Below are 26,659 nucleotides of genomic sequence, written 5' to 3' on the forward strand. Positions count from 1 at the left end.
CCGCTCTCCACAGCGCCGCCCCCGACCCTTGACGGCCTCGCTCAGCGGGAACTGGTGCGCACGAGGAGCGCCGGAGTGTCCGGATCGCCGTCCCGGTCGGGATCGCCGAGCCGGGCGGCCCGCACGCCGACGACGACGAGGAAGGCCACCGCCCAGAGGAGGTAGGCGTCACCCACGAGGTGCTGGATCGGCCCCCACGCGAGCTCACGCCCCTCGTCGTGGGGGAACCACCACTGCGGTGTGGTCAGGAAGACCACGATGCCGGACCCGGCCAGGACGAGCCAGCCGCGCTCGTCGTCGTCGCTCTCGGCGGCACGTGCCGCCCACACCACCGTGAGCACGACGGCCGGCACCGACCACACCCAGTGGTGTCCCCAGGACACCGGCGAGCAGAACAGGGCGACGAACCCCACCGCGACCGCGGCGGCGACCTCGTGGCCGCGACGCAGCAACCGCCACGCCACCCAGGCGATACCGAGTCCCACCAGTGCGGACACCACGAACCACACCACCGTCGCCGCCGTGTCCTCGAGACCGAGTCGGTGAACGAGCCCGTTGACCGACTGGTTGGAGGAGAAGGACAACCCGCCGATGCGGGCGGGATCCCGGATGGCGAACGACCAGTAGCGGGCCGAATCGTCCGGGGTCAACAGGTGTCCGATGCCGGTGAAGGCCAGCGCGGCGAGGACCGCCGTCCCCAGGCCCCGCCAGTCGCGACGCAGCGCGAAGTACAGAAGGAACACGGCGGGGGTGAGCTTGATCGCCATCGCCAGACCGGTGAGAGTCCCACCCCACCAGCGGCCCCGGCCGCGGATCACGTCCACGAGCACCAACGCCATGAGGAACACGTTGACCTGCCCGAACCCGATCGTCTCGCGCACCGGCCCGAACCACAGCGCCACCGCCATCACGGCGACCGTGATCCACCACAGCTCACCGGTCGGGCGGTCACAGGTGCGCGTGAGGACGAGCTGCACCACGTAGGCGAGCACCGCGACGGTCGCCAGGGTGATGATGACCGATGCCGCCCCCAGCGGGACCAGGGTGAACAGCGAGAAGATCTGGGCCGCCAGTGGGGGGTAGGTGAAGGGGAGCTCGGCCCCCTCCGCCAGCCGGGGGAGCTGACCGTAGAGCTCGCCTCCGTCGCGGAAGACCTGCCCGCCGACCCGGTACACGTCCAGGTCGATGCGGTACGGGGGGATCTGCTGGAGACCCGGTATGCCGATCGTGTGGAGCAGCGTGCCGAGCAGCGCCAGGACGGCGGCCACGGCCCTGCCCGCGGTCGAGGCGAGATAGCGGTCGACCGCGCCGCCGATCACGCCGGGTCGCCGTTCTCCGGGCGGTCCCTCTGCCCGGCCCACCAGCGGAGGAGTTCGGCCTCCGCCTCGTCACGGTCCAACGGTCCGCGATCCAGGCGCAACTCCTTGAGGAACGCCCACGCGCGGCCGACGTCGGGCCCGGGCTTAAGGTCGAGCAACGTCATGATCTCGTTGCCGTCGAGATCCGGCCGGACCCGGGCCAGGTCCTCCTTCTCCTCGATCTCGGCGATGCGGTGCTCCAGGGAGTCGTAGCTGGCCTGGAGCCTGGCCGCGCGTCGCTTGTTCCTCGTGGTGCAGTCCGCCCGGACCAGCCGGTGGAGGCGGGGGAGCAGATGGCCCGCGTCGGAGACGTACCGGCGCACGGCCGAGTCGGACCACTGCCCCTCGCCGTACCCGTGGAATCGCAGATGGAGGAACACCAGTCCCGAGACGTCCTCGATCATCTGTTTGGAGTACTTGAGGGCGCGCATCCGCTTGCGCACCATCTTGGCACCCACCACCTCGTGATGGTGGAACGTCACACCGCCGCCGGGTTTGGCCGCGCGTGTGGCCGGCTTGCCGACGTCGTGCAGCAGCGCCGCCCAGCGCAGCACCAGGTCCGGCCCCTCGGGCTCCAGGTCGATGGCCTGCTTGAGCACGGTGAGCGAATGCCAGTACACGTCCTTGTGCTGCATGTGCTCGTCGCGCTCCAGCTTCATCCCCGGTACCTCGGGGAGCACGCGGTCCGCCAGTCCGGCCTCACACAGCATGTTGATCCCGTCGATCGGGTAGTCGCCGAGGATGGTCTTGTCCAACTCGGCGCGGACCCGTTCGACGGTGATCCTGTCGATCTCGGCGGTCATCTCCGTCATCGCCCGGAACACCCGCGGCGCGAGGGAGAAGCCCAGCTGGGAGACGAACCGGCAGGCGCGCAGCATGCGCAACGGATCATCCGAGAACGACTGCTCCGGGGCGGCGGGGGTGTCCAGTACCCCGGCGAGCAGAGCGTCCATCCCGCCGAGCGGGTCGCAGAACTCGTGGCGCCCGTCGGGGTGCAGGCGCACCGCCATGGCGTTGACCGTGAAGTCACGGCGGACCAGGTCACCGTCGAGGGTGTCGCCGAAGACCACCTCTGGGTTCCGGGTCACCCCGTCGTAGGAGTCCGCGCGATACGTGGTGATCTCGATCTGCTGCTCGATACCGGAGGCATCGTGCTTGACCGCCGACAGGGTGCCGAACTCGATCCCGGTGTCCCACACGGTGTCCGCGTAGGACTCGAGGATCTCGCGGACCGTGTCGGGTCGCGCGTCGGTGGTGAAGTCCAGATCCGTGCCGAGTCGGCCGAGGAGGGCGTCGCGCACACTTCCGCCGACCAGGTAGAGCTCGTGGCCGGCCTCGCCGAACGCGGCCGCGAGCGGGGCCAGCACGTCCGCGTGGTCGTTGAGGGTGGTCTGGGCGCCCGCGAGGAGCCGCACCCGCCGTGCCTCGGACTCCGCCGGGTCGGGCGGCGTCCCCGGCCCGTCCTGCAGTCCGGAGAACACCGCCGCGTCGTGTCGGTCCGATGAGGCGCGCGGGTCAGGGTGGGGGTTGCGGGCTGTCACAGCGGAGACCTTACCGAGTCGGTCCGGCCGCCTTGGACCACAGCGGCTCCACGGCCTCGACCTCCGGGGGGCCGGTCAGCAGGTCACCCGATTCCTCCAGGTACGCCAGGTACGCGGGGTTGCCGAGGAACTCCTGTGCCGCGGCGGCGTCGCGGTACTGCTGGAACACCAGCAGGACATCGGGGTCCGCGTGCGACGCGCAGAACACGTACGCCCGGTGCCCGTCGTTCGCCTGCACCGCCTCCGGCATGTGCCTGAGCCACACCTCGACCAGCTCGTCCCGCCGCCCCGGCTTGGCCCGGTGGCGGAGGACCAGGGCGTGGCCTGCGGATCCTGAGCTCATGCCGCGGACTCTAGCGGTGGCTCGCCCGCCGACACCCGACCTGACCGTATCCGCGGGCGGCACGCCGACGATTTACGGAACACGCGACACCGGCCGGTAGCATCGATGGGTGTCCGAAGCCGAACGCCCCGTCGAACCGCGCGCTAACCCGCCGCGGCGGCGTCGTGCACGGCGGGCCGCCGGATCCGGGACGCCCGTCTCCAATTCCGCTGGTCAGGGTTCTGAACGCAGCTCCGGCCAGCGCTCCGACGGTCAGCGGACCGCGCAGGGGCGCGACAAGACCCAGCACAGCCGGAACAGCCACGGCGGCCAGGCCGGTAAGAGCCAGAAGCCCGGCAGATCCGGCCAACCCGATCAGTCCGGTCAACCCGCGCAGTCCGGTCAACCCGCACAGTCCGGCCAGTCGCGCCAACCCGGGCAGTCCGGCCAGTCCGGTGGCGGTCAGGCCCGTCAGGGTCGGCGCCGGCGCCGTGGTGGCCGGGGCCGGCGGGGCGGCCAGGGCAGGACCCCCGAGGCCCAGCAGAACAACCCCGGTCAGGGCGACGACACCTCCGCGCAGTCGATCCAGACGGTCAGGTCCGGCGACGGCACCGCCGGCGCCACCTCGGCCCGCCCGTCCCCGCGCCACCCCCGCACCCAGAACCGACCCAGGTCCGGACCCGCCCAGTCCGCGACCTCGACCCCCTCCCGCGCCGCCGCTCCGGCCAAGTCGGGGACCAAGAACTCGGCCAAGTCCGGGTCCAAGCCGGGCGGGAAGCCCGGGTCGAAGGTGCCCGGTGCGAAGGGCACCGGCACCAAGAACCCCCGCGGCGGTCGCGGGGGCGGGCGGCACCCGCGGAACGGTCAACGCCTGCGGACGGTGCTCGAGACCTCGGCGGGCGGACTCGTCGTCCGCGGGCTCGGACAGGCCGCGGCGGCGGGTGCGGAACCCGACCTCTCCCGTCTCGAGGTCGCGCTGATCGGACGCCTGGACCGGCGCGGGCGCATGCTGTGGTCGATGCCCAAGGGGCACATCGAGCCGGGGGAGACCGTGGAGGAGACCGCCCGTCGCGAGGTTCTCGAGGAGACCGGCGTGGACGGGACGGTGCTCGCCCCGCTCGGCACCATCGACTACTGGTTCGTCGCCGAGGGCCGCCGGATCCACAAGACCGTCCATCACCACCTCATCCGCTACGACCACGGCGAGCTGTGCGACGAGGACCCGGAGATCACCGAGGTCGCGTGGGTGGCCTTCGACCATCTTCCCAGGCGGCTCGCCTATCCGGACGAACGGCGGCTGGTGGAGTCCGCGCGGTCGCTGCTGCCGGAGCTCGCCCGCGCCGAGCTCGCGGGGGAGTCCCCCGTAGCGCAGAACTCCCAGGTCGTGGACCCGTCGCGACGCGCGGGCGGCCCCGAACCGGTCCGCCGATCCGCGACCGCCGGGACACCGGCGGAGGCAGCCGAGATCCGGCCCGGGTCGGGCCGCGGGCGCGGCGGCCGGCCCCGCGGGGACGATCCGGAGGAGTCACGGCCGTGAACCGGCGGCCGGGTGGACGGCTCCTCAGGGCGGTCGTCCCCGTGTCGCTGTGCGCGGCGCTGGCATCGGCCCCGCTGTGGGGTGTGCCACCGGTCCGAGCCGTCACCCCCGAGCAGGCGATCGACGCGGGATACATCCCCAACCCGGCTCCGGCGCTCGCACGGATCACCATCGACGACGTCACGCCCCGGGTCCTCGACGGCGCCGGGGCCGGCGGGCAGGTGGCCGTCGGCACGGTGGCCGGGGTGCCCACCGTGACCGTGTCGGGCACGATCATCAACGTCGGCGACGTCCCGCTCGAGTCGGTGGACGTCCGTCTCCAGCGAGGCCCCCGCGCTCCCGACGCGGAGTCCGTCCGCGAGCCCCTGGTGTGGTCGGAACCGTCGTTCCCCGTCCAGGGGGAGTTCCTGAGGGCGGCGGTGACCCTCGCCCCGGGGGAGTCGGTGCCGTACCGGGTCTCCATGCCCGCGCGCGAGATCCCCGGCAACCCCGGTCCGGACCTGCAGCTCACGGAGCCGGGCGTCTACCCCCTCCTGGTCAACGTCAACGGCACCCCGGAGGGCGGATCGCCGGCGCGTCTCGACGACGCCCGCACGCTGCTCCCCGTCCTGGAGGCACCACCTCCCGCGCCGCTCCCCGGCGTCGACGACGACGAGGTGGGCGCCGCCGCGCCGGCGGACGTGCCGGACCCGGCACCCGTCCCGCTGACCGTGCTCTGGCCGCTGGCCGCCTCGCCCTCCCGGATCGCCCTCGTCCCCGGCGAGGCGGGTCCCGAACCGGTGGTGGCCCTCACCGACGGATCGCTGCTCCGCGACCTCTCAGAGGACGGACGGCTCAGCGGGCTGGTCCGGGCGGCGTCGACCGCCTTCGACGCACCCGGAGGTGGGGACCTGCGCCGGGCGACCTGTCTCGCGGTCGACCCCGATCTACTCGGAACCGTGGCCGAGATCGCGGAGGGTCGTGCTGTCGTGATCGATGAGGGGAACGGATCCCGCGATCCCGGGGGCGGCTACCCGGTCGACGGCGAGGACGGGTCCGCCACCGTCGACGAGGCCGCGGCGGGGGACGCCTCCCGGTGGTTGGACGAGCTGCGGGCACTGGCCGAGGGCGGCTGCGTGGTGACCCTGCCGGCCGCGCAGGCCGATCTCGACATGGTCTCCGCCGTCGGGTCCACCGCCCTGACGTCGGCCGCGCTCGACCGGTCGGACTCGGTGGAACGGATCCTCGACGTGGCCCCGGTCCCGGATGTACTGATCCCCGCCTCGGGAACGCTGGCTCCCGGGACCGCGCAGGGGCTGGCCGCCGCCGGGGGGACGGCGGTCGTCGCCGCCCCGTCGACCCGCACCGACACCGGGCTGGTCCCGCCGACCGGGGTGGTCGGGTTGGCCGGGCCCGACGGCGGGCGGGCGCTCACCTACTCGGCCACCGTGGGGGCCTCGCTCGCCGCGACCGGCGAGATGCCGGAGAACCCCCGCTACTCGGACCCGGCCACCCGGTACTGGCTCGCCGTCGACTCCCCGGTCGCCCGGCTGCAGGACGCCCGGGCGGCCCTGCTGGCCCCGGTGATCGACGCCGCCACCGACTCCACCGCGGGAGACGGCGCCGACGTGGGAGACGGCGCCGCCGTGGCCGGCCAGGGGGTTCTCGCGGTTCCACCCCAGGTCTGGGACGTCGACGAGGAGTCCGCGAACTCACTGCTCGAGACCCTCGGTGACCAGCTCTCCACAGGCCGGATGCGCGCGGTGCCGCTGACCGAACGGCTGACCGGTCCCGTCACGATCCCCGAGGGGAGCCTCGCCGAGGACCCCACCGGAGCGGCGGACCCCGGCCTCACCGACCCCTTCGCGGACGACCCCGGACGGGACACCGTCCGGCGACTGGCGGGGGCGCTCTCGGGAACGGCGACCCTGCGATCGCTGGTGGACACCTCCGATCCGACCTCGGCGGATGCGTCCGCGCACCTCGACCCGCTGGTGGGCGACGCCCTCCGGGCGATCTCGGAGACCGGTCGACGCGCCGGCGGGGACGGTCTCACCCTCGAGACGGGGACCGGTGCTGCCGCCCGGGACCGTGGTGCGACCCGACTGACCCGGCTCGGGGAGACTGTTACCGCATCGCTCGCACGCGTCGATCTCCTGACCCCGGGGAGCGTGTTCACCATGGCGAGTCCCAACAGCCCGCTCATGCTGGTGACCCGCAACGCGCTGCCGTTCCCCGTGCGCGTGGACGTGACCGTCACCGCGCCCGAGGACATCACGGTCGACCCGGTCGGCCTCATCCAGATCCCGGCCGCGGGCTCCCGCACCCTCCAGGTCCCCACCCAGTCCGACTCCGAGGGCGGGGTCCGCCACACCGTGGTCTTCTCCCTCCACGGACCGGACGGGACGCGACTGTCCGACCCGGTCGAACTCTCGGTCCAGTCCGGTGGGTATCCCGTCGCGCAGGGCTTCGCCATCGCCGCGGCCGCACTCGCCCTCGTCCTGGGAGGCCGCCGGTACCTGCGCTACCGTCGGGGGATCCTCGACCCCGCGGACGAAGGGCATCGACCGTGAACGACGAGCAGGGTTCCCCCGAACCCGGGCTGCGTAGGCCGGATCCCGGGCTGCGGGGCCGCCGCCGCGAATCCGGGAGCTGCGTCTCGCCAGGCCCCGTCTCGCCGCCACCGGTCGCCGACTCGTTCGCGCCGGACTCGGTGCCCGTGGACCCCGTGGTCCCGATCCCATCGGGTCCGGCGACCCGGGGAGGGGGGACCGGCACCACCACGCGGGACTCCTCCGACGCCTCGGTGATGCGGTCCACGGGGTCGATGGCCGTGGCCAACCTCGCCAGCCGGATCACCGGCTTCGTCCGGATGATCCTCATCCTCACCATTCTCGGCCCCGCCGTGGCCTCGGCGTTCAACACCGCCAACACGCTGCCCAACATGATCACCGAGCTCGTCCTGGGGTCGGTCCTCACCGCCATGTTCATGCCCCTGCTCGCCAGGGCGGCCCAGGAGGACCCGGACGGGGGGGTCTCGTTCATCCGGCGCCTGCTCACGGCCACCGCCCTGTTGGCACTGGTCGCGACGGTGGTGGCGGTGGCCTGTGCGCCCCTGCTCACCGAGCTCAACCTCGGGGACGGTGAGGTCAACACGGACCTCGCCACCGCGTTCGCCTTCCTGCTGTTGCCGCAGATCTTCTTCTACGGCGTCTTCTCGGTCATGCTCGCCGTGCTCAACTACAACGGGATCTTCCGACCCGGTGCGTGGGCCCCGGTGTGGAACAACCTGGTGGCCATCGCGACCCTCGCACTGTTCGCCGTCGTCGGGAGCGGCATCGACCCGGCGGCCCCGGTCAACCTCCTCAGCGCCCCGATCCTGTTGCTCGGCCTGGGCACGACCCTCGGCGTGGTGGTGCAGGCCGCGGTCCTGTTGCCCGCGCTGCGCCGTGCCGGCGTGGTCCTGCGACCCCAGTGGGGGCTGGACCCCCGGATCCGCCAGTTCGGGGGCAACGCCCTCGCCGGGTTGTCCTACGTCTTCATCTCGCAGGTCGGTCTGGTCATGACCAACCGCATCGGCTCCGCCGCCGACGAGGCGGCCATCGCCATCTACGGCACGTACTGGCTGCTGCTCCAGGTGCCGTACGGGATCATCGGCGTGACCCTCCTGACGGCCATCAACCCGCGGTTGGCCGACAACGGCGTCGCCGGGCGGACGGACGCGGTCGTGCGCGACATCTCGCTCGGCACCCGGCTGTCCCTCTTCGGCCTGTTGCCGATCATCGCCTTCATGACCGCCTTCGGCCCGACGATCGCGACCGGCCTGTTCCGGTACGGCAATTTCGATGCCCAGAACGCCGACATCCTCGGCCTCACGCTGGCCTTCGGGGCGTTCACCCTGGTGCCGTACGCGGTGGTCCTGCTCCAGCAGCGGGTGTTCTACGCGCGCGAGGACTACTGGACCCCGACCGTCATGATCCTCGCGATCACCATCGTCCGCGTGGTCCTGTCGCTCATCGTCCCGCTGGTCGCGAACGAACGATCCCACGTGGTGATCGGCCTCGCCCTGGCCAACGGGATCGGCTGGGTGGTGGGAGCGGTGGCCGGATACATCCTGCTGCGCCGCAGGCTCGGCTCCCTGCGCGGGCGTGAGACCGCGAGGTCGGCGGTCTGGACCCTCGGGGCGTCGGCTGCCGGCGCGCTCGTCGCCCTCGCCGTCGACACCCTCCTGCCCCTGGACGTGCTGACGGATTCGGTCGGCAGCATCGGGTACGTTTTCCGGGCCGGGCTCGCGGCGGTCATCACCCTCGTGGTCACCGGACTGATCCTGTCCCGGTCACGTCTACCGGAGTTGGACGCCGTCACGCCCGTCCTGCGGGGCCTGGTGGGGCGTCTGAGGCGATAGTCGTGTCCCGGGACGTGCGGAACGTACACTCGGGGGGTCAGGAGCGGTCAGATCGGCTGGACGGCCGCGTCTTCGAGGAGGTCGACGGGTGGGCGATGTCAACGGTGTTCCGTCACAGGTCTCGCCCTCGGGTCCACCGCGCCTGACCGCCGGGGGGCTGGTCTCGGGTGGGCGGTACGAACTCCTCGAACCCCACGGCGGGATCGCCGGTCAGGCGTTCTGGCGAGCCCGCGACAAGCGACTCGGTCGCGAGGTCGCGCTGACCTTCGTCGATCCGCTGCCCGGTGAACAGCCCCCGGGTTCGGCGACGGGCGTCCTGGACCGGACCGTGGCCCTGACCCGCGTCTACTCGGACGGCCTCGCCCGTGTGCTCGACGTGATCCGCGGCCGCGCCGGCGGCATCGTGGTGAGCGAATGGGTCCCCGGGCTCAGCCTCGCCGCCGCCGTCGGTGACCCCGACCCGGACTCGGCCGTGGCGGCCATGTGGGGTCTGGCCGACGCCGCCACGCGCGCGGCCGAACACGGCCTGACCCTCGGCGTGGACTCCCCGGACCGCATCCGGGTCACCGAGGACGGACGCGCCCTGCTGGCGTTCCCCGGCGTCTCCCGCGACAGCGACACCCGGAGTGACGTGCGGGGGATGGGCATGGTGCTCTACACGCTGCTCACCGGCCGGTGGCCGGGACCCCTGCCCGAGGGGTCGGAGCTCCACGAGCCCCGGGACGGGCGCCCCGGGGCCGCCCCTGTCGACGACGACGACGAGCCGCTCGATCCCACCGTGGTCGGTACCGGCGTCCCGCCCGAGTCCGCCGTGCTGGCCATGCGCTCCCTCGACGGGTCGTCGGTGAGCTCGGCCGCCACGGTGCGGTCGATGATCGCCGACCGCGCCGACCGCGCCGGCGGGCCGGTCCGCGCCGCGTCCTCGTCCGGATCCGCCGTCTCCACGGCACCCGGACACGGTGACCCCGTGGCCGGCCCGCGCGACCGGCTGGGGGACGGGACGGGGGGCCGGGCGCGCGGCGTCACTCCGGACCGGCAGTCCCCCGGTGGGTCCGAGGCAGACCGGTACGGCGCGGACCGATACGACGCGGACAGATACGACGAGGCCTACTCCCAGCCGGACGAGGCCACCCAGAAACGCCGCTGGCAGATCATGGCGGGCACCAGTGCGGCGGCCGTCGTGGTGATCGCGCTGCTGTCCGCGTGGCTGCTCGGGGCGCTGGCCGGTGGCGGCGACGAGACCCCCCTGTCCCAGCAGCTCGACGCGATAGAACGGGCCGCCCAGGCCAGCAGGTCCGCCGCGACCACCGAGCCCGCATCGGACGAGTCGGGCCCGGGGGAGACCGAGCCCACCCGTGAGGCACCGTCCACGCCCGTCACGGTCTCGGACGTCACCTCGTGGCAGCCCGCCGGGTCGGCGGGGGTCGCCGAGAACTCCTCGAGCGCCCCGAACGTCGCGGACGGTGACAGGTCGACCTCGTGGTCCACCGACACCTACCGCAACCAACTCGGCGACAGCGGAGCCGCGTACAAACCCGGGGTGGGACTTCTGTTGACCCTCGACGGCGAGCAGGAGACCCGACGCGTGGTGGTCCACTCGGACGACGACGGTGTGCGCTTCGAGGTCCGGGTCGCCGACAGTGCGTCCCCGGACTCACTCGACGACACCACCCTGCTCGGCGAGGGGACGATCCGGGACGGCTCGGGGACCGTGACGATCGACGAGCCCGAGGAGTCCCGCTACCTGATCGTGTGGTTCACCCGGCTCGGCACCTCCGGGCCCGAGTCGTACGCGGCGTCGATCAGCGAGATCCTGCTCACCCGGTGAGCCCACAGGGCCGCGTCTGAGTCCGCCCGGTCGCATCGACGTCGAGCCGCCGCCCTGCTCCCGGACCCGAGGTGACAGCCCCACGGCGGTCCCCGCCGCGTTAACGTCACGGCCGTGAACACCAGCGCCGTCGACGTTCTCTCCACGGTCACGGGACGCTCCCCGCTCAACGCCGGGTCGCCCCTCACGGCCGGGTCCGCGCTCTCGGACGTCGAGCTCCTCGACGCACACATCGCCGGCGACCCGGACGCGTTCTCCGCCCTCGTCCGGCGTCACTACGACTACCTGTGGCGGCTGGCCATACGGACCTCCTTCAACCGCGAGGACGCCGCCGAGGCGCTCCAGGACGCCCTGATCTCGGCCTATCGGAAGGCCGACTCCTTCCGCCACGCCTGCCCCGTCCAGGGGTGGCTCTATCGCATCGTGGTCAACGCCTGCCTGGACAAGATGCGGGCACAACGCCTGCGCACCCACTCCGAGCTCACTCCCAGACTGCACGAGGAGATCTCGCTGCGGAACCACTTCTACCAGGACCCCGCGTACGCGATCATCGTCGCCGAGGCCCTGGCGGAGCTGCCCACCGACCAGCGGGACGCGGTCGTCGTCGTCGACATGCTGCGCTGCACGGTGGCCGAGGCGTGCCACCTGCTCAACGCCCGCCCCGGCACCATCAAGAGCCGGTGTTCGCGCGGGCGGGCCAAGCTCAGCGTGCTCCTCGCGGGGGTCACTCTCACCGACTGAGGGAACAACACTGCCCCGCCGGGTGTTGTCGCCTTAGTAGATCCGCAGATCTTCACCGGTCCACGTCCCCCCCCCCGCCAAGGAGCCCGAAGAACCCATGAGCGACACCCTCCACGACGTCATCATCGTCGGATCCGGCCCGGCCGGGTACACCGCCGCCATCTACTCCGCTCGGGCCGAGCTCAAGCCGGTGGTGTTCGAGGGTTCGCAGTTCGGCGGCGCGCTCATGACCACCACGGAGGTCGAGAACTTCCCGGGCTTCGCCGAGGGGATGATGGGCCCCGACCTGATGATGCAGATGCGGGAGCAGGCCGAGCGCTTCGGTGCCGACCTCCACATGGAGGACGTCACCTCGATGGATCTGTCCGGCGAGGTCAAGGTCGTCCGGGTGGGGGAGGAGGAGCACCGCGCCCGCGCCGTGATCCTCGCCATGGGCGCCGCCGCACGCTACCTCGGCGTCCCCGGCGAGCAGGAGTACCTCGGCCGCGGCGTGAGTTCCTGCGCGACCTGCGACGGCTTCTTCTTCCGCGACAAGCCGATCGTCGTGGTGGGTGGCGGTGACTCCGCCATGGAGGAGGCCACCTTCCTCACCAAGTTCGGATCCTCCGTGACCATCGTGCACCGCCGGGAGGATTTCCGCGCCTCCAAGATCATGCTCGAGCGGGCCAAGGAGAACGAGAAGATCTCGTTCGTGCTCAACACCACGGTCGACGAGGTGCTCTCGGGTGCCAGTGGATCGGTCGAGCGCCTCAAGCTGCGCAACACGGTCACCGGTGAGACGAGCGAGCTCGAGACGGCCGCGATGTTCGTGGCGATCGGTCACGACCCGCGCTCCGAGTTGGTCCGCGACCAGGTGGAGGTCGACGAGGACGGGTACGTTCTCACCGGCCAGACCACCGCGACCTCGATCCCGGGGGTCTTCGCCTGCGGTGACCTGGTGGACCACCGCTACCGGCAGGCCATCACGGCCGCCGGTTCGGGGTGCGCCGCCTCGATCGACTCCGAGCGTTGGCTCGCCGAGCAGGCCTGACACCCACCGGGCGCACCCGATCCGCGCGGGCGAACTACCCGGGACTCCCACACCCTCCCCCCGAAAGGACCCACCACAATGGCCGTGAACACCCCTAACATCATCGACGTGACCGAGGACGACTTCGCCGAGGCCGTGCTCGCCGCCAGCGGGTCCAAGCCCGTCCTGGTGGACTTCTGGGCCACGTGGTGCCGCCCCTGCACCATGATGGCCCCCGTCCTGGACGAGCTCGCCGGAGCCGAGTCCGACAAGCTCACGGTCGCGAAGGTCGACGTGGAGGCCAACCAGGAACTCGCCGCCGAGTACCAGATCACCGCCATCCCGGCGATGCTGCTGTTCTCCGAGGGCAAGCCGGTCAAGCGGATCACCGGGGCGAAGTCCAAGTCGGCGCTGCGCACCGAGCTCGGGGACGTCCTCTAGACCCACCGCCCACTCGGGTGCGCTCCGGGCACGCCCGCGCCGGAGGCGGTAAGTTCATCCGGGTACCAGTCGAGTGGAGCGGAGGAGAACCATGGCGTGGCGACGCGGTGACCGTGGGCCCGAGGTGGCCTCGATCCGGGCGACCCTCGCGGGAATGGGCCTGTTGCACAACATCGAGTCCGTCGGGGTCACCGAACCCCAGACCGGATCGATCCTGGCCCGGACCGACGCCGTCTTCGACGCCGACCTGGAGACGGCCGTCCTGGCCTTCCAGCAGGCCCGTGGGCTCATCTCGGACGGCATCGTGGGTCCGTCGACCCAGGCGGCGCTCCATGACGCCACCCACGTCCTCGGGACCCGCGATCTCAGCTACATCGTCTCCAGGCCCATGGCCGGGGACGACGTGGCGCAGTTCCAGCGCCGGCTCGGGGAACTCGGGTTCTACGCGGGACTGGTCGACGGCACCTTCGGTCCCCTCACCCATGCCGCGGCGACGGACTTCCAGCGGGACTGCGGCCTCCCCGCCGACGGCGTCGTGGGAGCCGAGACCCTGGACACCCTGAACAAGTTCTCCACCCTGTTCAAGGGTGGGGACGTCTCCTCACTGGTCGAGCGCGAGCGGGCACGGACCTCCGGCCCGATGCTCGCCGGTAAACGGATCGTCCTGGACCCCGGTCCCAGTGGTTCGGAGAACCCGATCCGCATGGACACCCCGCACGGAACCATCACGGATGCCGAGCTGCTCTGGGATATCACCCGGCGGCTGTCCGAGCGGATGAACCAGGCGGGGGTCGAGGTCTTCCTCTCCCGACCGGAGGCGATGATCCCGACCGACCCCGAGCGCGCCGAGATCGCGAACGCCTTCAACGCCGATCTCATGATCTCGCTCCGCCTGGACCGGCATCCCAACCCGGTGGGCAACGGTGTCGCCACCTTCTACTTCGGCAACTCCCTCGGTGCCGAGTCGATGCTCGGGGAGGCGCTGTCCGGGTTCATCCAGCGCGAGATCGTCAGTCGCACCGATCTCCGCGATTGTCGTACCCACGGGCGGAGCTGGCCACTTCTCCGGATGACCCGGATGCCGTCCATCCAAATCGTCCTGGGGTACGCCTACAATCCCCGCGATCTCTCCATCCTCGGAAACCGCACCGCACAGGACACCATCATCGACTCCATCCTCGTGGGGGTGAAGCGCCTCTACCTACTCGACGAGGACGATCACCCCACCGGTTCGATGTCCGTGAACGAGTTGATCGACTACGAACAGCGTCAGCGGGACTGACGTCCCGCCCGCGGAAGGTCCACCGTGTGCCGGGCAGTCGCACCGGACAACACACCCAGTCTCCTGGTGGCGAATCCCCGCTCCGCGAAGAGCTGATCGAGCGCCCTCTCGACGTCGGCCTTCCAGAGGTGCTCACTCTCGATATCGAGTCGGAGTCTCGGATGGGTCTCGTGTTCGGCCACGACGGTGAACCCGTGTTCGACGAGGAAGCCGGTCGGAGCAATGCAGGAGTCCGAACCACACGTGTCACGTGACAGTACGTCCCCGGTGTCCCCGGACGTGACTCCGAAGGCCTCGATCGCCTTGATTCCGCGTCGGCGCAGGTCCACCACCACCGCATCCAGGAGCGAGGTGAGAGCACCGCCGGGCGCCCCGTGCTCGATACTCATCCCTGCCAGGAGGATGGCGTCCGAGCCCACGGGCGAGGTCGGGAAGCACGCCGCACGAGGCACCATCCCGGGGGGCGCATAGAACGCCGCGCCGGTCGAGCGGTCACCGTAGCTGGCTATCTGACCACACACACCCCATTCCAGGGACACGTGGGAGATCCAGGCCTCCTTCTCGAATTCGGGATCCCCTGGCTCGTCCTGGCCGATCTGCCCGTCGGTCTGCCAGTACACACACTTGCGAGCCCGCGGCCCGAGCTGGTCCACGGCGGAGAGGTCAAGCGGCCGGATCGAATTCATCGCGGCGATCCGGGCGTCCCGCCCTCGAGTAGGGTCAGGACCCGGTTCAGGTCGTCGGCGTCGCCCACGTCGATCGTGATGCGACCCTTGCGCCGCCCCATGGTGACCGACACCGACGTCTCGAAGCGATCGGACAGTCGACCTGCCACAGCCTCCAGCTCGGGATCCCGTCGGCGTCCCTTAGGCGCGGGGGAGGGCTTCGTCGCCGTATCGTCGCCCTCCCGGTTCTGCAGTGTGACGATCTCCTCCGTCGCCCGGACCGACAGGCCCTCCGCCACGATCCTCGCGGCGAGTTCGTCCTGGGCGGGCGCCCCGGCCTCGAGGCCCAGTAGTGCTCGTGCATGGCCGGCAGACAGTACGCCGGCCGCCACTCGGCGCTGAACCGCGGTCGGCAGCTGCAGCAGGCGGATGCTGTTGGTGATGGCCGGACGCGACCGGCCGATCCGGGTCGCGAGCTCGGCCTGCGTCACGTCGAACTCCTCGAGGAGCTGTTGATACGCCGCCGCCTCCTCGAGGGGGTTCAGCTGGACCCGATGGATGTTCTCGAGCAGCGCGTCCCGGAGGAGATCCTCGTCGTCGGTCTGACGCACGATCGCCGGCACCGTCTGGAGCTCCGCCCTCTGGCTCGCGCGCCAGCGTCGCTCGCCCATGATGAGCTGGTAGCGGCCCGCCCCGATCTCACGGACGACGATCGGCTGGAGGAGACCGAACTCCTTGACGGAGTGAGCCAGCTCAGCCAGCGCCTCCTCGTCGAAGTGGGTGCGGGGCTGTTTCGGGTTCGGTTCGATCGCCGACGGAGGTATCTCGCGGTACACCGCCCCGGGATCCACCAACTCGTCGGTTTCACGTGAAACATCGTCTTCGCTCGCACCGTCGCGGCGGGGCGGCCGATCGACATCGCGGACGGGGCCGTTGCTGGCCGCAGATGTCCCCGTTCCACTGGACCTCGGCCTGGGGGGAGTCGTTCTCGGCCCGCCACCCCTCGGCCCCAGGATCACGTCGGCAGCATCACTGCCCAGACGTGGCCCCTCATCCGGCCCCGTGGGGATCAGTGCCGCGAGCCCACGACCGAGACCACCCCTGCGTTGCTGACTCATCGACTCTCCTCCGTGCCGGTGGACACGCGATCGTCCTCCACGTGTGATTCCAGACGATCCGCCCGGCTGTTGAGCTCCTTCGCCGCGTCCAGGTACGCGAGAGCACCGCGGGATCCGGCGTCGTACTGCAGGATGGTCATCCCGTACCCGGGGGCCTCGGACACCTTGACGCTCCTGGGGATGACCGTGCGGAGCACGGTGTCACCGAAGTGGGTACGGACCTCACCCGCGACCTGCTCGGCGAGCTTGGTCCGTCCGTCGTACATCGTCAGCATGATGGTGGAGATCTCCAGCGACCGGTTGAGGTGTTGCTGGATCAACTCGACATTGCGCAGCAACTGCCCGACCCCTTCGAGGGCGTAGTACTCGCACTGGATCGGGATCAGCACCTCACTCGCGGCCACCATCGCGTTCACCGTGAGCAGTCCCAACGAGGGGGGACAATCGATCAGGACATAGTCGATTCCCAGCGACACGAGATCCTCGCTGTTGAGCACCTCGGCGAGTCTGTGCTCCCGGTGGTCGAGGCCCACCAACTCGATCTCGGATCCCGCGAGGTCGATCGTCGCGGGGATACAGAACAGACGCTCGGCGTGTGGACTGCTCTGCATCAGATCTTCGAGGGCGTGCTCCCACATGAGCAACTCATAGCTCGATGGCGTTCCCTCGCGGTGGTCCACCCCGAGGGCGGTACTCGCGTTGCCCTGCGGGTCCATGTCGATCACCAGGACACCGAGACCACCGAGGGCGAGCGACGCCGCCAGATTCACCGTTGAGGTGGTCTTTCCGACCCCGCCCTTCTGATTGGCGATGGTGATGATCCGCGGATGCGGAGGCCTCGGTAACGCGGGAGCGTCGCCGTGGAGCACCTCGTTCGCCTGCCGTGCGGCGGCGAAGATCGGGGTCTCGTCTTCGGACATCCGTCACCTTTCAACTACCTGTCAGAGCAATTCAGCGCATCGTCCCGATGCCCCTGCCGTCAGTGTTTCACGTGAAACCGACATCGCCCGGTGCGGTTCCGACGGACATCACCGATTCCGTGAACCGCCTGCGCGAGAGCGGGAGCCACGTCTACCCACTCTAGTCGCGAGCGTCGCAATGACCAGCCTCGTCTCCTCCGCATCCGGAGCTGACACGACCTCGACCCGCGCACCATCGAAACCCAGCTTCCGGATCGACCGGTCGTCACGTTCGATCTCCTCCGCGGCAGAGGCGCCCTTCAACGCCACCATCCGACCGCCCGGTCTGAGCAATGGAGCAGACCACCCGGCCAGCCGTGACAGCGGGGCTACTGCCCGCGAGGTCACCACGTCAGCTCTGCCGGCGTCAGCGATCACGCCCTTGTCCTCGGCGCGGCCGCGCACGACACGAACATCCAGGCCCAGCTGGTCGACGACCTCGAGAAGAAAAGTCGACCGACGGAGGAGCGGCTCGACCAGTGTGACGTGCAAATCAGGTCGAGCCAAGGCAAGCGGGATTCCCGGTAGACCGGCACCGCTACCGATGTCCACCACCGTCTCGTTCTCCAGGAACCCTGCGGCGGCGGCCGCGCTGTTGAGCACGTGTCGATCCCACAGTCGCGGGCGCTCGCGTGGTCCCATCAGCCCCCGCTCCAGACCGGCCGTCGCCAGGATCTCCACGTACCTGATCGCGAGCGGCAGACGATCACCGAACACTGCGCTCGCGCCGGAGGGAGGGTCCGGGGGAGTCTCGACCACTGACGTCTCACTCGCATCGTCACGGACGTGGTCCCCTGGGCGCTCATCGGCCACGTCACGTGTCGTTTCGTTCCCTGTGTCCTCGTTCATGTCACCGTCGTCCTATTCCGGGGCGAATCGCCTCTGGTTTCACGTGAAACATCACCCGAATAACATCGCTGTAAGTCGCCGTACCAACCCACACCCAACCCGTGCATGACGTCGGGGGCGCGGGCTGCATGCCCGCGCCCCCGTCCGTCTCACCGTCCGACACTCGAACCGGCTCGTTCAGGCCGGCAGGACCACGACCCGCCGATTGGGCTCGGACCCGGTCGAGTCCGAGGACACTCCCTCGATCTCGGCTATCGCATCGTGGATGACCTTCCGCTCGAACGGGGTCATCGGCTCGAGCTCTTCGGATTCACCGGACTCGAGCACTCGTAGTGCTGCCACCCGACCGGCCTCGGTCAACGCCTCGCGTTTGGCTGCGCGCCACCCGGAAATGTCCAGCATCAACCGGCTGCGATCACCCAGCTCCTGCTGAACGGCCAACCGGGTCAACTCCTGCACGGCGTCGAGAACCGCACCGTCGGAACCCACGAGTCGATCCAGATCCTCACTCCCGTCGATGCTGACGATCGCACGATCCCCTTCGACATCCAGATCGATATCCCCGTCGAAGTCCAGGATGTCCAAGAGCTGCTCGAGGTAGTCACCAGCCACCTCGCCCTCCTCGACAAGACGCTCCTCCGAGACCTCGATGTTCTTCTTCGACATGGATCTGCCTCCGTCATCACCGCCGATCGCCGCGCCCGTCCTGGCCGGCGAGTACTCACCCCAAGTATGGGACAAGGTCCCCGATGCCGGGGCATCGGGGACCTTGTCGGTGCCCTGACCTACCTGCGGTCAGCGTTTGCGCTTCTTCTTCTTGCCTTTACCGCTTCCCCCGCCGCTCTTCTGTGCGGGGCGAGTTCGTTGACCTCCCGGCTGCTTTGGTCTCTGACCCGGCCGAGGAGCCGCCCCCGGGGAGGGCGGAGGAGCGACCGCCGGCGCGGCGTCGGCGTCGTCGTCGTCATCCGACGTCACACCCGCAACCGTCGCCTGGGAGGCCACGGCCGTATCCGTCGGCGCACCCCGACCCCTCTTGGGGTTGACGGGCTTCACGCCGACCCGCGGCGCGAGGGACTTCTGCTCCTCACGACGCTTGAGGGCGGCCACGTCGTCCTCCTTGGCCATCTTCTCGAAGAGGTAGTACTGCTGGCCGAGGGTCCACAGGTTGTTCGTCACCATGTAGACGAGGATCGCCATCGGCCAGAACGCGCCGGTGACCAGGATGCCGATCGGGAAGGCCCACAGCATCAACTGATTCATGATCTTGGCCTGAGGGTTGGCCGCCGCCTCGGGCGACTGGCGTGACAGGGAGATCCTGGCGTTGAGATGCGTGGTGACCGCCGAGACGATCATCAGCGGGATGGCCACGATGATGATGTTCCAGCGCTCGAAGTCGAGCGCCGCGCCGGGATCGACGAACGCCTGGAACTGCTCGATCGGCTGGGAGATGAACGACGACAGGGGAGCGCCGAACAACCGGGCGTCGAGGAAGCTCTGGACCTCGTCCGCGTTGAAGACGTAGTTGCCGGTGTTCCGCGTCTCCTCTGCCGACATACCGAGCGCACCGAAGTTGTTGCCCATCCGGTTGAAGGAGCGGAGCACATGGAACAGACCCAGGAAGACGGGGATCTGGATGAACATCGGCAGACAACCGAGGACCGGATTGAACCCCTCGGACTTCTGCAGCTTGCGGGTCTCGGTGGCGAGCTTCTCGCGATCGTTCTTGTACCGCTTCTGCAGCTCCTTCATCCGCGGCTGCATCTCCTGCATCTTCCGGGAGAAGCGGATCTGCTTGGCCGCCGGCCAGAACAGCAGGATGCGGAGGGTGACCACGAGGAAGATCACGGAGAGCGCCCAGATCGCTCCGTTGGAGTCGGGTGACTCCACCCAGGGCAGAAAGCCCCCGAGGAACGCGAAGATCTTGTGCCAGAACCAGAGGATCCCGGAGATCGGGTAGTAGACCAGAGGGTCGGTGATGAACGACATCGGTGGTGGAGTCCTAGCTTCGTTCGGAGTTGTCGGGATGCTCGTGAGGATGATCCGCGTGATGGTCGGGGGCCCGGGGTTCGGAGGAACGGGCTTCCGGGACCGGATCCCACCCGCCGGGAGTCCAGGGACCACACCTCAGCAACCGCCACACCGAGAGCCACGTCCCGTACCAGGCGCCGTGCACCCGAACGGCCTCGACCGCGTAACTGCTGCAGGTGGGTTCGAACCGGCAGCTCGGCGGTGTCAGGGGCGAGATCCCCTTCTGGTAGAAGTCGAGCATCCACAGAAGGACCCGGGCCACGGGGCCGTGGCGGCCCTCGCTCATGACCGCTCCTGCCGAGCACGCGGCACCGCGGAGGAGAGACCGGAACGCATGTCGCGCACCAGATCGTCGTGGGACGCCGATGCAGAGGCCGGATTGGCCCTGACGACGACCAGGAGGTCGGGATCGAGCTCTGCGAGCAGCTCGCCGGCGATATGACGAAGCCGCCGGCTGACACGGTGGCGGGTCACCGAGTCACCGACGGCTTTGCTCACGACCAGGCCGAAACGAGGACCGCCCACGCGGACGTCCGAAGAGTCCACGTGGGCGTGTACGACCATCGTCCGGCGGCCCTTCCTCGCACCCCTGCGCACCACCGCCGCGAAGTCAGCGGAACGGTGGAGCCGGTGGGTCCTGGGAAGCACCCGCCACCCCGGCCCGGGTCAGGCCGTCAAGGAGGCGCGGCCCTTACGGCGACGAGCGCCGACGATGCCGCGTCCGGCGCGCGTGCGCATCCGGAGACGGAAACCGTGCACCTTGGCACGACGACGGTTGTTCGGCTGGAAAGTCCGCTTGCCCTTGGCCATGATTGGCTCCTCACGTGAAGTAGGCGCCACTCGTGCGCCCGATCGAGTTCCAGATGTCGTCGAAACACCACTGACGGGCGGTACCACGACGCGCCGCACGCCTCACGGGCGCGCGACAGACTGCTCAAGATTACGCGCACCAAGGCCCCGCCACCAAACCGTGTAATCACATCCGCACCATCGGTACCACCCTGCAGGCCACGGCAACACGCCGGGACACCGGATGCTTGACATCCGCCCTCCAGTTGATCTTGAGGGTTGCCCACGAGTTCACGGTGTTGTTACGGTCATTCATCATCGAGCCCCACCCGGGCCGCCTAACGTAATCACGACGCAGCAGACCCCACCCTCACGCACCGGAGACCGAACCCGCCACCGCGGGGCCGGTCTATCTTCCACAGCTGTGGACAACCATGTGGATACCGCGTTGGACCTGGGTCGGAGCCTGTGGATAGAGTGTGGTGCCCGGCCGGGCCGAGAGGGTCGGCCACCCGGAACCGCTTCACACCGACGAGAGGAGACCGCCCACCGTGTCTCCTGACCTCGAACACGTGTGGAGCGCGGTCCTCGACAAGCTGACCGACCCGTCGCTGGCCAGCGATGACAATCCGGCATTGTCCCGCCAGCAGCAGGCCTGGTTGCGTCTCGTCCAACCCATCGCCGTGGTCAACGGGTTCGCGATGCTCGCCGCGCCGTCCGCATTCGCCCGGGACAACATCGAATCGATCCTGCGCGGGCCGATCACCCGCGCGCTCAGTTCCCAACTCGGGGAGCCCGTCGATCTGGCCGTCAAGGTCGACACCTCCCTCGCCGGCCGGCACCACCACACCGACGCCGACGATCCCCGGATCGACGTCGACGAGATCCACCGACCCGAACCGGAGCCCTCCCACCCACCGGCCACCTCACGCCCGGTCCGCATGACCGAGGAACAGATCGCGGCCGAACGACTGCTGCACGGCAGCGACCGCGACGAGGCCCTGTCGGCGGCGACCGCGCCGGGACTCAACGAGCGGTACACGTTCAGCGCGTTCGTCCAGGGGAACTCCAACCGGTTCGCCCGTGCGGCAGCGCTCGCCGTCGCCGAGGCCCCGGCTCGTGCCTACAACCCGTTGTTCATCTGGGGTGAGTCAGGGCTCGGCAAGACACACCTGCTCCACGCGATCGGGCACTACTCCCTGCGGATGTACTCCGAACAGAAGGTCAAGTACGTCTCGACCGAGGAGTTCACCAACGACTTCATCAACTCCGTCCGCGACGGCCGCCAGAACATGTTCAAGAAGCGGTACCGCGAGGCCGACATCCTCCTCGTCGACGACATCCAGTTCCTCATCGGCAAGGAGCAGGTGCAGGAGGAGTTCTTCCACACCTTCAACACGATCCACAACGCCCAGAAGCAGATCGTCATCTCCTCCGATCGGCCCCCCAAGCAGCTCCAACCCCTCGAGGACAGGCTGCGTACCCGCTTCGAGTGGGGACTGATCACGGACATCCAGCCGCCCGAGCTCGAGACGCGTATCGCGATCATCGACAAGAAGGCCAAGTCGGAGAACTACGTGGTACCCCGCGATGTCCTCGAGCTCATCGCCACCCGCGTGCAGCGCAACATCCGCGAGCTCGAGGGTGCGCTGATCAGGGTCGTCGCGTTCGCCTCCCTCAACGGACACGAGATCGACGTCCCGTTGGCCGAGGTGGTCCTGCGTGACGTGGTCTCGGACGACGATTCCCTCCAGATCTCGGCCGCGACGATCATGGCGGTGACCGCGGAGTTCTTCTCCACCAGTATCGACGAGCTCTGCGGGACGTCGAAGACGCGGTCACTCTCCCGCGCCCGGCAGATCGCGATGTACCTCTGCCGAGAGCTCACGGATCTCTCGCTACCCAAGATCGGCGTCACCTTCGGCGGCAAGGACCACACCACGGTCATGTACGCGCAGCGCAAGATCCTCAAGGAGATCAAGGACGATCGGCGCATGTACGACCAGATCCAGGAGCTCACCGCCCGGATCAAGGAACGCTCCCGGTCTCTCTGACGGTCCTGTCGACCCGTCCACTCGGTCTCACTTCCACGTGGCCCTCTGCTGCCCCTGGTGGCTCGTCGGTGCCCTGGTTCCGCCGGGCCGCTCGCTCACGCGGGGCTCCTCGTGGGGCCGCCTATCGAGTGGCTCGGCGCCACACACGCTCGCCCCACCGGGACCACTCGCGTCCTCGGATTTCGGACCCGTGTGACCGTTCCGACACGTAAATGTGATCCCCCTCACACCACAGGTCACACCCTTCACACCTGTGGACAACTCTGTGGGTTGCTGTGGACCGACGGTGGACAGACGGTGGACCGAAATCTGTGATTCCACCCGCGCCGCTCGCAAGTCACAAGATGAGCCGATTCGGTCCACAGGCACAATCGCACGCTGAACTGGGCAGACAGGTGTCGGCTCACAATTTCACAGGACCTACTACTACTACTTATTTCTCTAGAGAGTTCTTGTAAGAAGTAGGTATGTGGAACGGCGAGCCTGCTTGACCGGGTTACAGGTGTCCGTGTTCCCGCTGTCGGCGGGAGCGGTTACTCTCATGGAGATGATCCGTCGGACCCCGTCGGACACCAGAGAACGCCTGAGAACGCCTGAGAACACAGCCGCGAACAGACCACTCGTCCAGATATCGGCGGTGTGCGCCCCGCCCAGAAAGAGGTCACCGATGGAGATCACGGATCCGACGTTCCGCGTCACCCGCGAGGACTTCGCCGATTCGGTGGCCTGGGTGGCGCGGACCCTGCCGTCACGACCGTCGGTTCCGATCCTCGGCGGGGTTCTCCTGGAGGCGGACTCCGGTCTGACCATCTCGGGTTTCGACTACGAGACCTCCGCGCAGGTCTCCGTCCCGGCCGAGGTCTCCGAGCCGGGTAGCACGCTCGTGTCCGGACGGTTGCTCGCTGACATCGCCCGCGCGCTCCCGGACCGTCCGGTCGAGGTCACGGTGAGCGCCCAGAAGATGTACATCAACTGCGGCACGGCCAAGTTCACCCTGCCGACGATGCCGGTCGAGGACTATCCGCAGCTGCCGGCGATGCCCGGTGTCACCGGATCGGCCGCGGTCGACGCGTTCTCCGAGGCGGTGGCCCAGGTCGCCGTGGCGGCCGGCAAGGACGACACGCTCCCGATGCTCACCGGCATCCGGATGGAGATCGAGGGACCCCGGGTCACCCTCATCGCGACCGACCGGTTCCGCCTGGCCATCCGCGATCTGGAATGGGAACCCGCTCGCGACGACGTGGCCGTGGAGGTCCTGATCCCGGCCAAGACGTTGTCCGACGTGACCCGGTCGGCAGGGCAGGGTGGGCGTGTCGACCTCAGCCTGGGCGCGGGCTCGGAGGTCGGGGCGGACGGCATCATGGGCGTACTGGTCTCCGGGCAGCGCACCACGACGCGGCTGCTCGACGCCGAGTTCCCCAAGGTCCGCCAGCTCCTGCCGACCCAGCACACGTCGATGGCGGTCGTCCAGGTCGACGCGCTGGTGCAGGCCATCAAGCGCGTCGCACTGGTCGCGGACCGGGGTGTGCAGGTCCGGATGACGTTCTCCGACGGCGAGTTGGCGCTCTCCGCGGGCGGCGACGACGCGGCCCAGGCCTCGGAGACCCTCCCCGTCGACTTCCTCGGTGAGCCCCTGACCATCGCGTTCAACCCCGGCTATCTGCTGGACGGGCTCGGCAGCATGCACTCGGCGCGCGTCGCGTTCGGTTTCACCCAGGCCAGCCGGCCCGCGGTCCTGCGACCCGCTCCAGAGGAACTGCCCTCCCCCGACGCGGACGGCGCGATCGCCCCCGTCGACTCGAACCACACCTACCTGCTCATGCCGGTCCGCCTGCCGGGCTGACCCGGCTCTCCCGAAGCCGCCCGGCATGCACCTGCGTCACCTCAGGCTCCTGGATTTCCGATCCTGGCCTCTGCTCGAGTTGGAGCTTCAGCCCGGGGTCACCACATTGGTGGGGCGCAACGGTCACGGAAAGACGAACGTCCTCGAGGCCGTCGGGGTGCTGGCCACCCTGAGATCCCACCGGGTGGCCACCGAGGCGCCGATGATCCGGACCGGTGCGGAGACGGCCATGATCGCCGCCCTCGCGCACAACGCCGGGCGCGAACTCACAGTGGAGCTGGCCCTCAATTCGGGCAGGCCCAACCGGGCACGGCTCAACACCTCGCCCTGCCGCCGGCTCGGCGACATCCTCGGAGTTGTGCAGTCCGTGCTCTTCGCACCCGAGGACCTGGCCCTGGTCCGGGGGGAGCCGGCCGAGCGCCGCAGACTGCTCGACGAGCTCCTGGTCCAACGTCGGCCCGCCCACGGGGGCGACCTCGCGGAGTACTCCTCTGTTCTCCGACAGCGGTCCGCTCTCCTCAAGTCCGCCTCCGGCGTGCTGCGGCGCGGGAGGGGGGAGGAGTCGGAGGCGGCCCTGGACACACTCGACGTGTGGGACGGCCGTCTGGCCCAACTCGGGGCGAGGATCGTCGCGGGGCGCGTCGTCCTGCTCGAGGAGTTGCGACCACTGGTCGTCGACGCCTATCGCGGTCTGGCGCCGGAGTCCCGTCCGGCCGACCTCGCGTACCGGTTCCGGGTCGCGGCCGCACCGGACGAGTCCGAGTTGGCCGATCCCGAGCTCGTCGAGGCGGTCCTGCTCGCCGAGCTCGGGAGGAGACGGCAGGACGAGATCGACAGGGGGATGTCGCTGGTCGGACCGCACCGGGACGACGTGGTCCTGTCGCTCGGTGACGAGCCCGCCAAGGGGTTCGCGAGCCACGGCGAGACGTGGTCGTTCGCCCTCGCCCTGCGCCTCGGGTCACTCGAACTCTTCCGTGCGGACGGCATCGAGCCCGTCCTGCTCCTGGACGACGTGTTCGCCGAACTCGACCGTCACCGCCGTGCCGCCCTCGCGGCGGTGGCGGCCGGCGTCGAACAGGTCCTGGTGACCGCGGCGGTCGGTGAGGACGTGCCGGACGGTTTGCGGGGCGTCCGTCATGACGTGGTGATGACGGGGGAGGGCGCGGGTCGTCACTCGGACATCACGGTGTCGCGCGGCGCGACCGGAGGTCACGACGAGGTTATGGACGGCGACCAGAACGATGGCGACCAGAACGACGGCGACGACGACATCGCGACGTCGACCAGGGAGGTCCACAGGTGAACGACGATCAGCGGAAGAATCCGATAACACCGTCTGACCCGCCACAACGTGGTTATGACATCGCGAGGCAGGCGCTCGAGGAGGCACGTACACGGGCTCGAGCGGACGGCAAACAGGTCGGTCGCGGCCGGACCGGTCCGGTGGGAGGCGGGAAGCGGCTGCGCAAACGTGGCTGGACAGGGTCGGGTGCCGACCCCTGGGATCCGCAACCTCTCGGGCGACTCGTCGGCCAGGTCGCCAAGAGACGGGGCTGGGACGACAAGGTCACCACCGGTCGGTTGTTCGCGGAGTGGGACCGCATCGTCGGCGAGGACATGTCCGCGCACGCCACCCCGGAGCGACTCGAGGAGGGCGTGCTCTACGTCCGTGCCTCCAGCACCGCGTGGGCGACCCAACTCCGGCTCGTGGCCGCCGACATCCTCCGCAAGATCGCCGCGGCCATGGGGCCGGGTCACGTGCGTCGTCTCAAGATCGAGGGCCCCGAGAAACCCAGTTGGCGGAAGGGCCCGTTGCACGTGTCCGGTCGTGGGCCGCGGGACACGTACGGCTGAGGGTCGGAGCCACCCCGGTGGCCATCGGGCCCGTCCTGGCGAGCCCGGGGGCCGCGC

At 69.6% G+C, this 26,659-nt stretch carries 24 protein-coding genes; 12 read left to right on the forward strand and 12 right to left on the reverse strand.

What is annotated here, in order from left to right; genetic code table 11:
* Window positions 1-41: 41 nt before the first annotated feature.
* The 3 genes from ABIE38_RS07450 to ABIE38_RS07460 all read right to left on the reverse strand — a co-directional run bounded on the left by ABIE38_RS07450 (window position 42) and on the right by ABIE38_RS07460 (window position 3,242).
* Window positions 42-1,319: a glycosyltransferase 87 family protein gene (locus ABIE38_RS07450; RefSeq protein ID WP_354054997.1), complete on the reverse strand. Its 1,278-nt coding sequence runs from the start codon at window positions 1,317-1,319 to the stop codon at window positions 42-44.
* Window positions 1,316-2,839: a CCA tRNA nucleotidyltransferase gene (locus ABIE38_RS07455; protein ID WP_354055550.1), complete on the reverse strand. Its 1,524-nt coding sequence runs from the start codon at window positions 2,837-2,839 to the stop codon at window positions 1,316-1,318. The genes ABIE38_RS07450 and ABIE38_RS07455 overlap by 4 nt, the downstream gene beginning before the upstream one ends.
* A gap of 70 nt (window positions 2,840-2,909) precedes the next feature.
* Window positions 2,910-3,242 carry a putative quinol monooxygenase gene (locus tag ABIE38_RS07460; protein ID WP_354054998.1) on the reverse strand — a complete coding sequence of 111 codons (333 nt, stop codon included), beginning with the start codon at window positions 3,240-3,242 and terminating at the stop codon, window positions 2,910-2,912.
* Window positions 3,243-3,351: 109 nt separating this feature from the next.
* Here ABIE38_RS07460 and ABIE38_RS07465 point away from each other — a divergent pair, with 109 nt between their 5' ends.
* The 8 genes from ABIE38_RS07465 (at window position 3,352) to ABIE38_RS07500 (ending at window position 14,443) form a co-directional block, all read left to right on the forward strand.
* On the forward strand, window positions 3,352-4,758 hold the full coding sequence (locus ABIE38_RS07465) for an NUDIX hydrolase (RefSeq protein WP_354055000.1): 1,407 nt from the start codon (window positions 3,352-3,354) through the stop codon (window positions 4,756-4,758).
* Window positions 4,755-7,310 (forward strand): hypothetical protein, encoded by a 2,556-nt coding sequence (locus ABIE38_RS07470; protein WP_354055001.1) that lies wholly within the window; start codon window positions 4,755-4,757, stop codon window positions 7,308-7,310. Before ABIE38_RS07465 ends, ABIE38_RS07470 begins: the two co-directional genes overlap by 4 nt.
* Window positions 7,307-9,142, forward strand: coding sequence for a murein biosynthesis integral membrane protein MurJ (murJ, locus tag ABIE38_RS07475; RefSeq protein ID WP_354055003.1), 1,836 nt, complete (start codon window positions 7,307-7,309; stop codon window positions 9,140-9,142). Before ABIE38_RS07470 ends, murJ begins: the two co-directional genes overlap by 4 nt.
* Window positions 9,143-9,230: 88 nt before the next feature.
* The gene (locus tag ABIE38_RS07480) at window positions 9,231-10,970 is read left to right on the forward strand and encodes a protein kinase family protein (RefSeq protein WP_354055004.1); all 1,740 of its coding nucleotides are present in this window, start codon (window positions 9,231-9,233) and stop codon (window positions 10,968-10,970) included.
* Window positions 10,971-11,084: 114 nt separating this feature from the next.
* Window positions 11,085-11,711: an RNA polymerase sigma factor SigM gene (sigM, locus tag ABIE38_RS07485; RefSeq protein ID WP_354055006.1), complete on the forward strand. Its 627-nt coding sequence runs from the start codon at window positions 11,085-11,087 to the stop codon at window positions 11,709-11,711.
* Window positions 11,712-11,808: 97 nt separating this feature from the next.
* A complete protein-coding gene (trxB, locus tag ABIE38_RS07490; RefSeq protein WP_354055008.1) occupies window positions 11,809-12,741 on the forward strand; it encodes a thioredoxin-disulfide reductase in 933 nt (310 codons plus the stop codon).
* A 78-nt stretch (window positions 12,742-12,819) separates the two neighbouring features.
* A complete protein-coding gene (gene trxA, locus ABIE38_RS07495) occupies window positions 12,820-13,161 on the forward strand; it encodes a thioredoxin (protein WP_179524000.1) in 342 nt (113 codons plus the stop codon).
* Window positions 13,162-13,252: 91 nt separating this feature from the next.
* On the forward strand, window positions 13,253-14,443 hold the full coding sequence (locus tag ABIE38_RS07500; RefSeq protein ID WP_354055010.1) for an N-acetylmuramoyl-L-alanine amidase: 1,191 nt from the start codon (window positions 13,253-13,255) through the stop codon (window positions 14,441-14,443).
* Here the strand turns inward: ABIE38_RS07500 and ABIE38_RS07505 are convergent.
* The 9 genes from ABIE38_RS07505 to rpmH all read right to left on the reverse strand — a co-directional run bounded on the left by ABIE38_RS07505 (window position 14,431) and on the right by rpmH (window position 20,872).
* The gene (locus ABIE38_RS07505; RefSeq protein WP_354055012.1) at window positions 14,431-15,129 is read right to left on the reverse strand and encodes a hypothetical protein; all 699 of its coding nucleotides are present in this window, start codon (window positions 15,127-15,129) and stop codon (window positions 14,431-14,433) included. The genes ABIE38_RS07500 and ABIE38_RS07505 overlap by 13 nt on opposite strands.
* A complete protein-coding gene (locus tag ABIE38_RS07510; RefSeq protein WP_354055014.1) occupies window positions 15,126-16,226 on the reverse strand; it encodes a ParB/RepB/Spo0J family partition protein in 1,101 nt (366 codons plus the stop codon). The genes ABIE38_RS07505 and ABIE38_RS07510 overlap by 4 nt, the downstream gene beginning before the upstream one ends.
* The gene (locus ABIE38_RS07515) at window positions 16,223-17,146 is read right to left on the reverse strand and encodes a ParA family protein (protein WP_354055016.1); all 924 of its coding nucleotides are present in this window, start codon (window positions 17,144-17,146) and stop codon (window positions 16,223-16,225) included. The genes ABIE38_RS07510 and ABIE38_RS07515 overlap by 4 nt, the downstream gene beginning before the upstream one ends.
* A 108-nt stretch (window positions 17,147-17,254) precedes the next feature.
* Complete coding sequence (gene rsmG / locus ABIE38_RS07520; RefSeq protein WP_354055018.1) at window positions 17,255-18,034, reverse strand: 16S rRNA (guanine(527)-N(7))-methyltransferase RsmG; 780 nt, start codon at window positions 18,032-18,034, stop codon at window positions 17,255-17,257.
* 177 nt (window positions 18,035-18,211) lie between these two features.
* Window positions 18,212-18,700: a Jag family protein gene (locus ABIE38_RS07525; protein WP_354055020.1), complete on the reverse strand. Its 489-nt coding sequence runs from the start codon at window positions 18,698-18,700 to the stop codon at window positions 18,212-18,214.
* Between the two features lie 129 nt (window positions 18,701-18,829).
* Window positions 18,830-20,020, reverse strand: coding sequence for a membrane protein insertase YidC (gene yidC / locus ABIE38_RS07530; protein WP_354055022.1), 1,191 nt, complete (start codon window positions 20,018-20,020; stop codon window positions 18,830-18,832).
* Between the two features lie 13 nt (window positions 20,021-20,033).
* Window positions 20,034-20,348, reverse strand: a complete 315-nt coding sequence (yidD, locus tag ABIE38_RS07535) for a membrane protein insertion efficiency factor YidD (RefSeq protein ID WP_354055024.1) — start codon at window positions 20,346-20,348, stop codon at window positions 20,034-20,036.
* Window positions 20,345-20,710, reverse strand: coding sequence for a ribonuclease P protein component (rnpA, locus tag ABIE38_RS07540; protein ID WP_354055026.1), 366 nt, complete (start codon window positions 20,708-20,710; stop codon window positions 20,345-20,347). The genes yidD and rnpA overlap by 4 nt, the downstream gene beginning before the upstream one ends.
* A gap of 18 nt (window positions 20,711-20,728) precedes the next feature.
* Window positions 20,729-20,872 carry a 50S ribosomal protein L34 gene (gene rpmH, locus ABIE38_RS07545; protein WP_007629603.1) on the reverse strand — a complete coding sequence of 48 codons (144 nt, stop codon included), beginning with the start codon at window positions 20,870-20,872 and terminating at the stop codon, window positions 20,729-20,731.
* Between the two features lie 530 nt (window positions 20,873-21,402).
* Here rpmH and dnaA point away from each other — a divergent pair.
* The 4 genes from dnaA (at window position 21,403) to ABIE38_RS07565 (ending at window position 26,602) form a co-directional block, all read left to right on the forward strand.
* A complete protein-coding gene (dnaA, locus tag ABIE38_RS07550; protein ID WP_502914742.1) occupies window positions 21,403-22,905 on the forward strand; it encodes a chromosomal replication initiator protein DnaA in 1,503 nt (500 codons plus the stop codon).
* 667 nt (window positions 22,906-23,572) lie between these two features.
* Entirely contained in the window at window positions 23,573-24,748 is a 1,176-nt protein-coding gene (dnaN, locus tag ABIE38_RS07555; RefSeq protein ID WP_354055028.1) for a DNA polymerase III subunit beta, read from the forward strand.
* A 25-nt stretch (window positions 24,749-24,773) separates the two neighbouring features.
* The gene (gene recF, locus ABIE38_RS07560) at window positions 24,774-26,051 is read left to right on the forward strand and encodes a DNA replication/repair protein RecF (protein ID WP_354055030.1); all 1,278 of its coding nucleotides are present in this window, start codon (window positions 24,774-24,776) and stop codon (window positions 26,049-26,051) included.
* A gap of 23 nt (window positions 26,052-26,074) precedes the next feature.
* Window positions 26,075-26,602: a DciA family protein gene (locus tag ABIE38_RS07565; protein WP_502914750.1), complete on the forward strand. Its 528-nt coding sequence runs from the start codon at window positions 26,075-26,077 to the stop codon at window positions 26,600-26,602.
* Window positions 26,603-26,659: the final 57 nt, after the last annotated feature.

The sequence above is a fragment of the Dietzia sp. 2505 genome (assembly GCF_040546785.1).
Lineage (GTDB): Bacteria > Actinomycetota > Actinomycetes > Mycobacteriales > Mycobacteriaceae > Dietzia.

Coding starts and splice junctions, on each gene's coding strand:
- yidC (WP_354055022.1), bottom strand. CDS start 20,020: ATGTCGTTCATCACCGACCCTCTGGTCTACTACCCGATCTCCGGGATC.
- ABIE38_RS07515 (WP_354055016.1), bottom strand. CDS start 17,146: ATGTCCGAAGACGAGACCCCGATCTTCGCCGCCGCACGGCAGGCGAAC.
- dnaN (WP_354055028.1), top strand. CDS start 23,573: ATGGAGATCACGGATCCGACGTTCCGCGTCACCCGCGAGGACTTCGCC.
- ABIE38_RS07460 (WP_354054998.1), bottom strand. CDS start 3,242: ATGAGCTCAGGATCCGCAGGCCACGCCCTGGTCCTCCGCCACCGGGCC.
- yidD (WP_354055024.1), bottom strand. CDS start 20,348: ATGAGCGAGGGCCGCCACGGCCCCGTGGCCCGGGTCCTTCTGTGGATG.
- ABIE38_RS07500 (WP_354055010.1), top strand. CDS start 13,253: ATGGCGTGGCGACGCGGTGACCGTGGGCCCGAGGTGGCCTCGATCCGG.
- trxA (WP_179524000.1), top strand. CDS start 12,820: ATGGCCGTGAACACCCCTAACATCATCGACGTGACCGAGGACGACTTC.
- ABIE38_RS07525 (WP_354055020.1), bottom strand. CDS start 18,700: ATGTCGAAGAAGAACATCGAGGTCTCGGAGGAGCGTCTTGTCGAGGAG.
- rsmG (WP_354055018.1), bottom strand. CDS start 18,034: ATGAACGAGGACACAGGGAACGAAACGACACGTGACGTGGCCGATGAG.
- ABIE38_RS07505 (WP_354055012.1), bottom strand. CDS start 15,129: ATGAATTCGATCCGGCCGCTTGACCTCTCCGCCGTGGACCAGCTCGGG.
- ABIE38_RS07510 (WP_354055014.1), bottom strand. CDS start 16,226: ATGAGTCAGCAACGCAGGGGTGGTCTCGGTCGTGGGCTCGCGGCACTG.
- trxB (WP_354055008.1), top strand. CDS start 11,809: ATGAGCGACACCCTCCACGACGTCATCATCGTCGGATCCGGCCCGGCC.
- recF (WP_354055030.1), top strand. CDS start 24,774: ATGCACCTGCGTCACCTCAGGCTCCTGGATTTCCGATCCTGGCCTCTG.
- rpmH (WP_007629603.1), bottom strand. CDS start 20,872: ATGGCCAAGGGCAAGCGGACTTTCCAGCCGAACAACCGTCGTCGTGCC.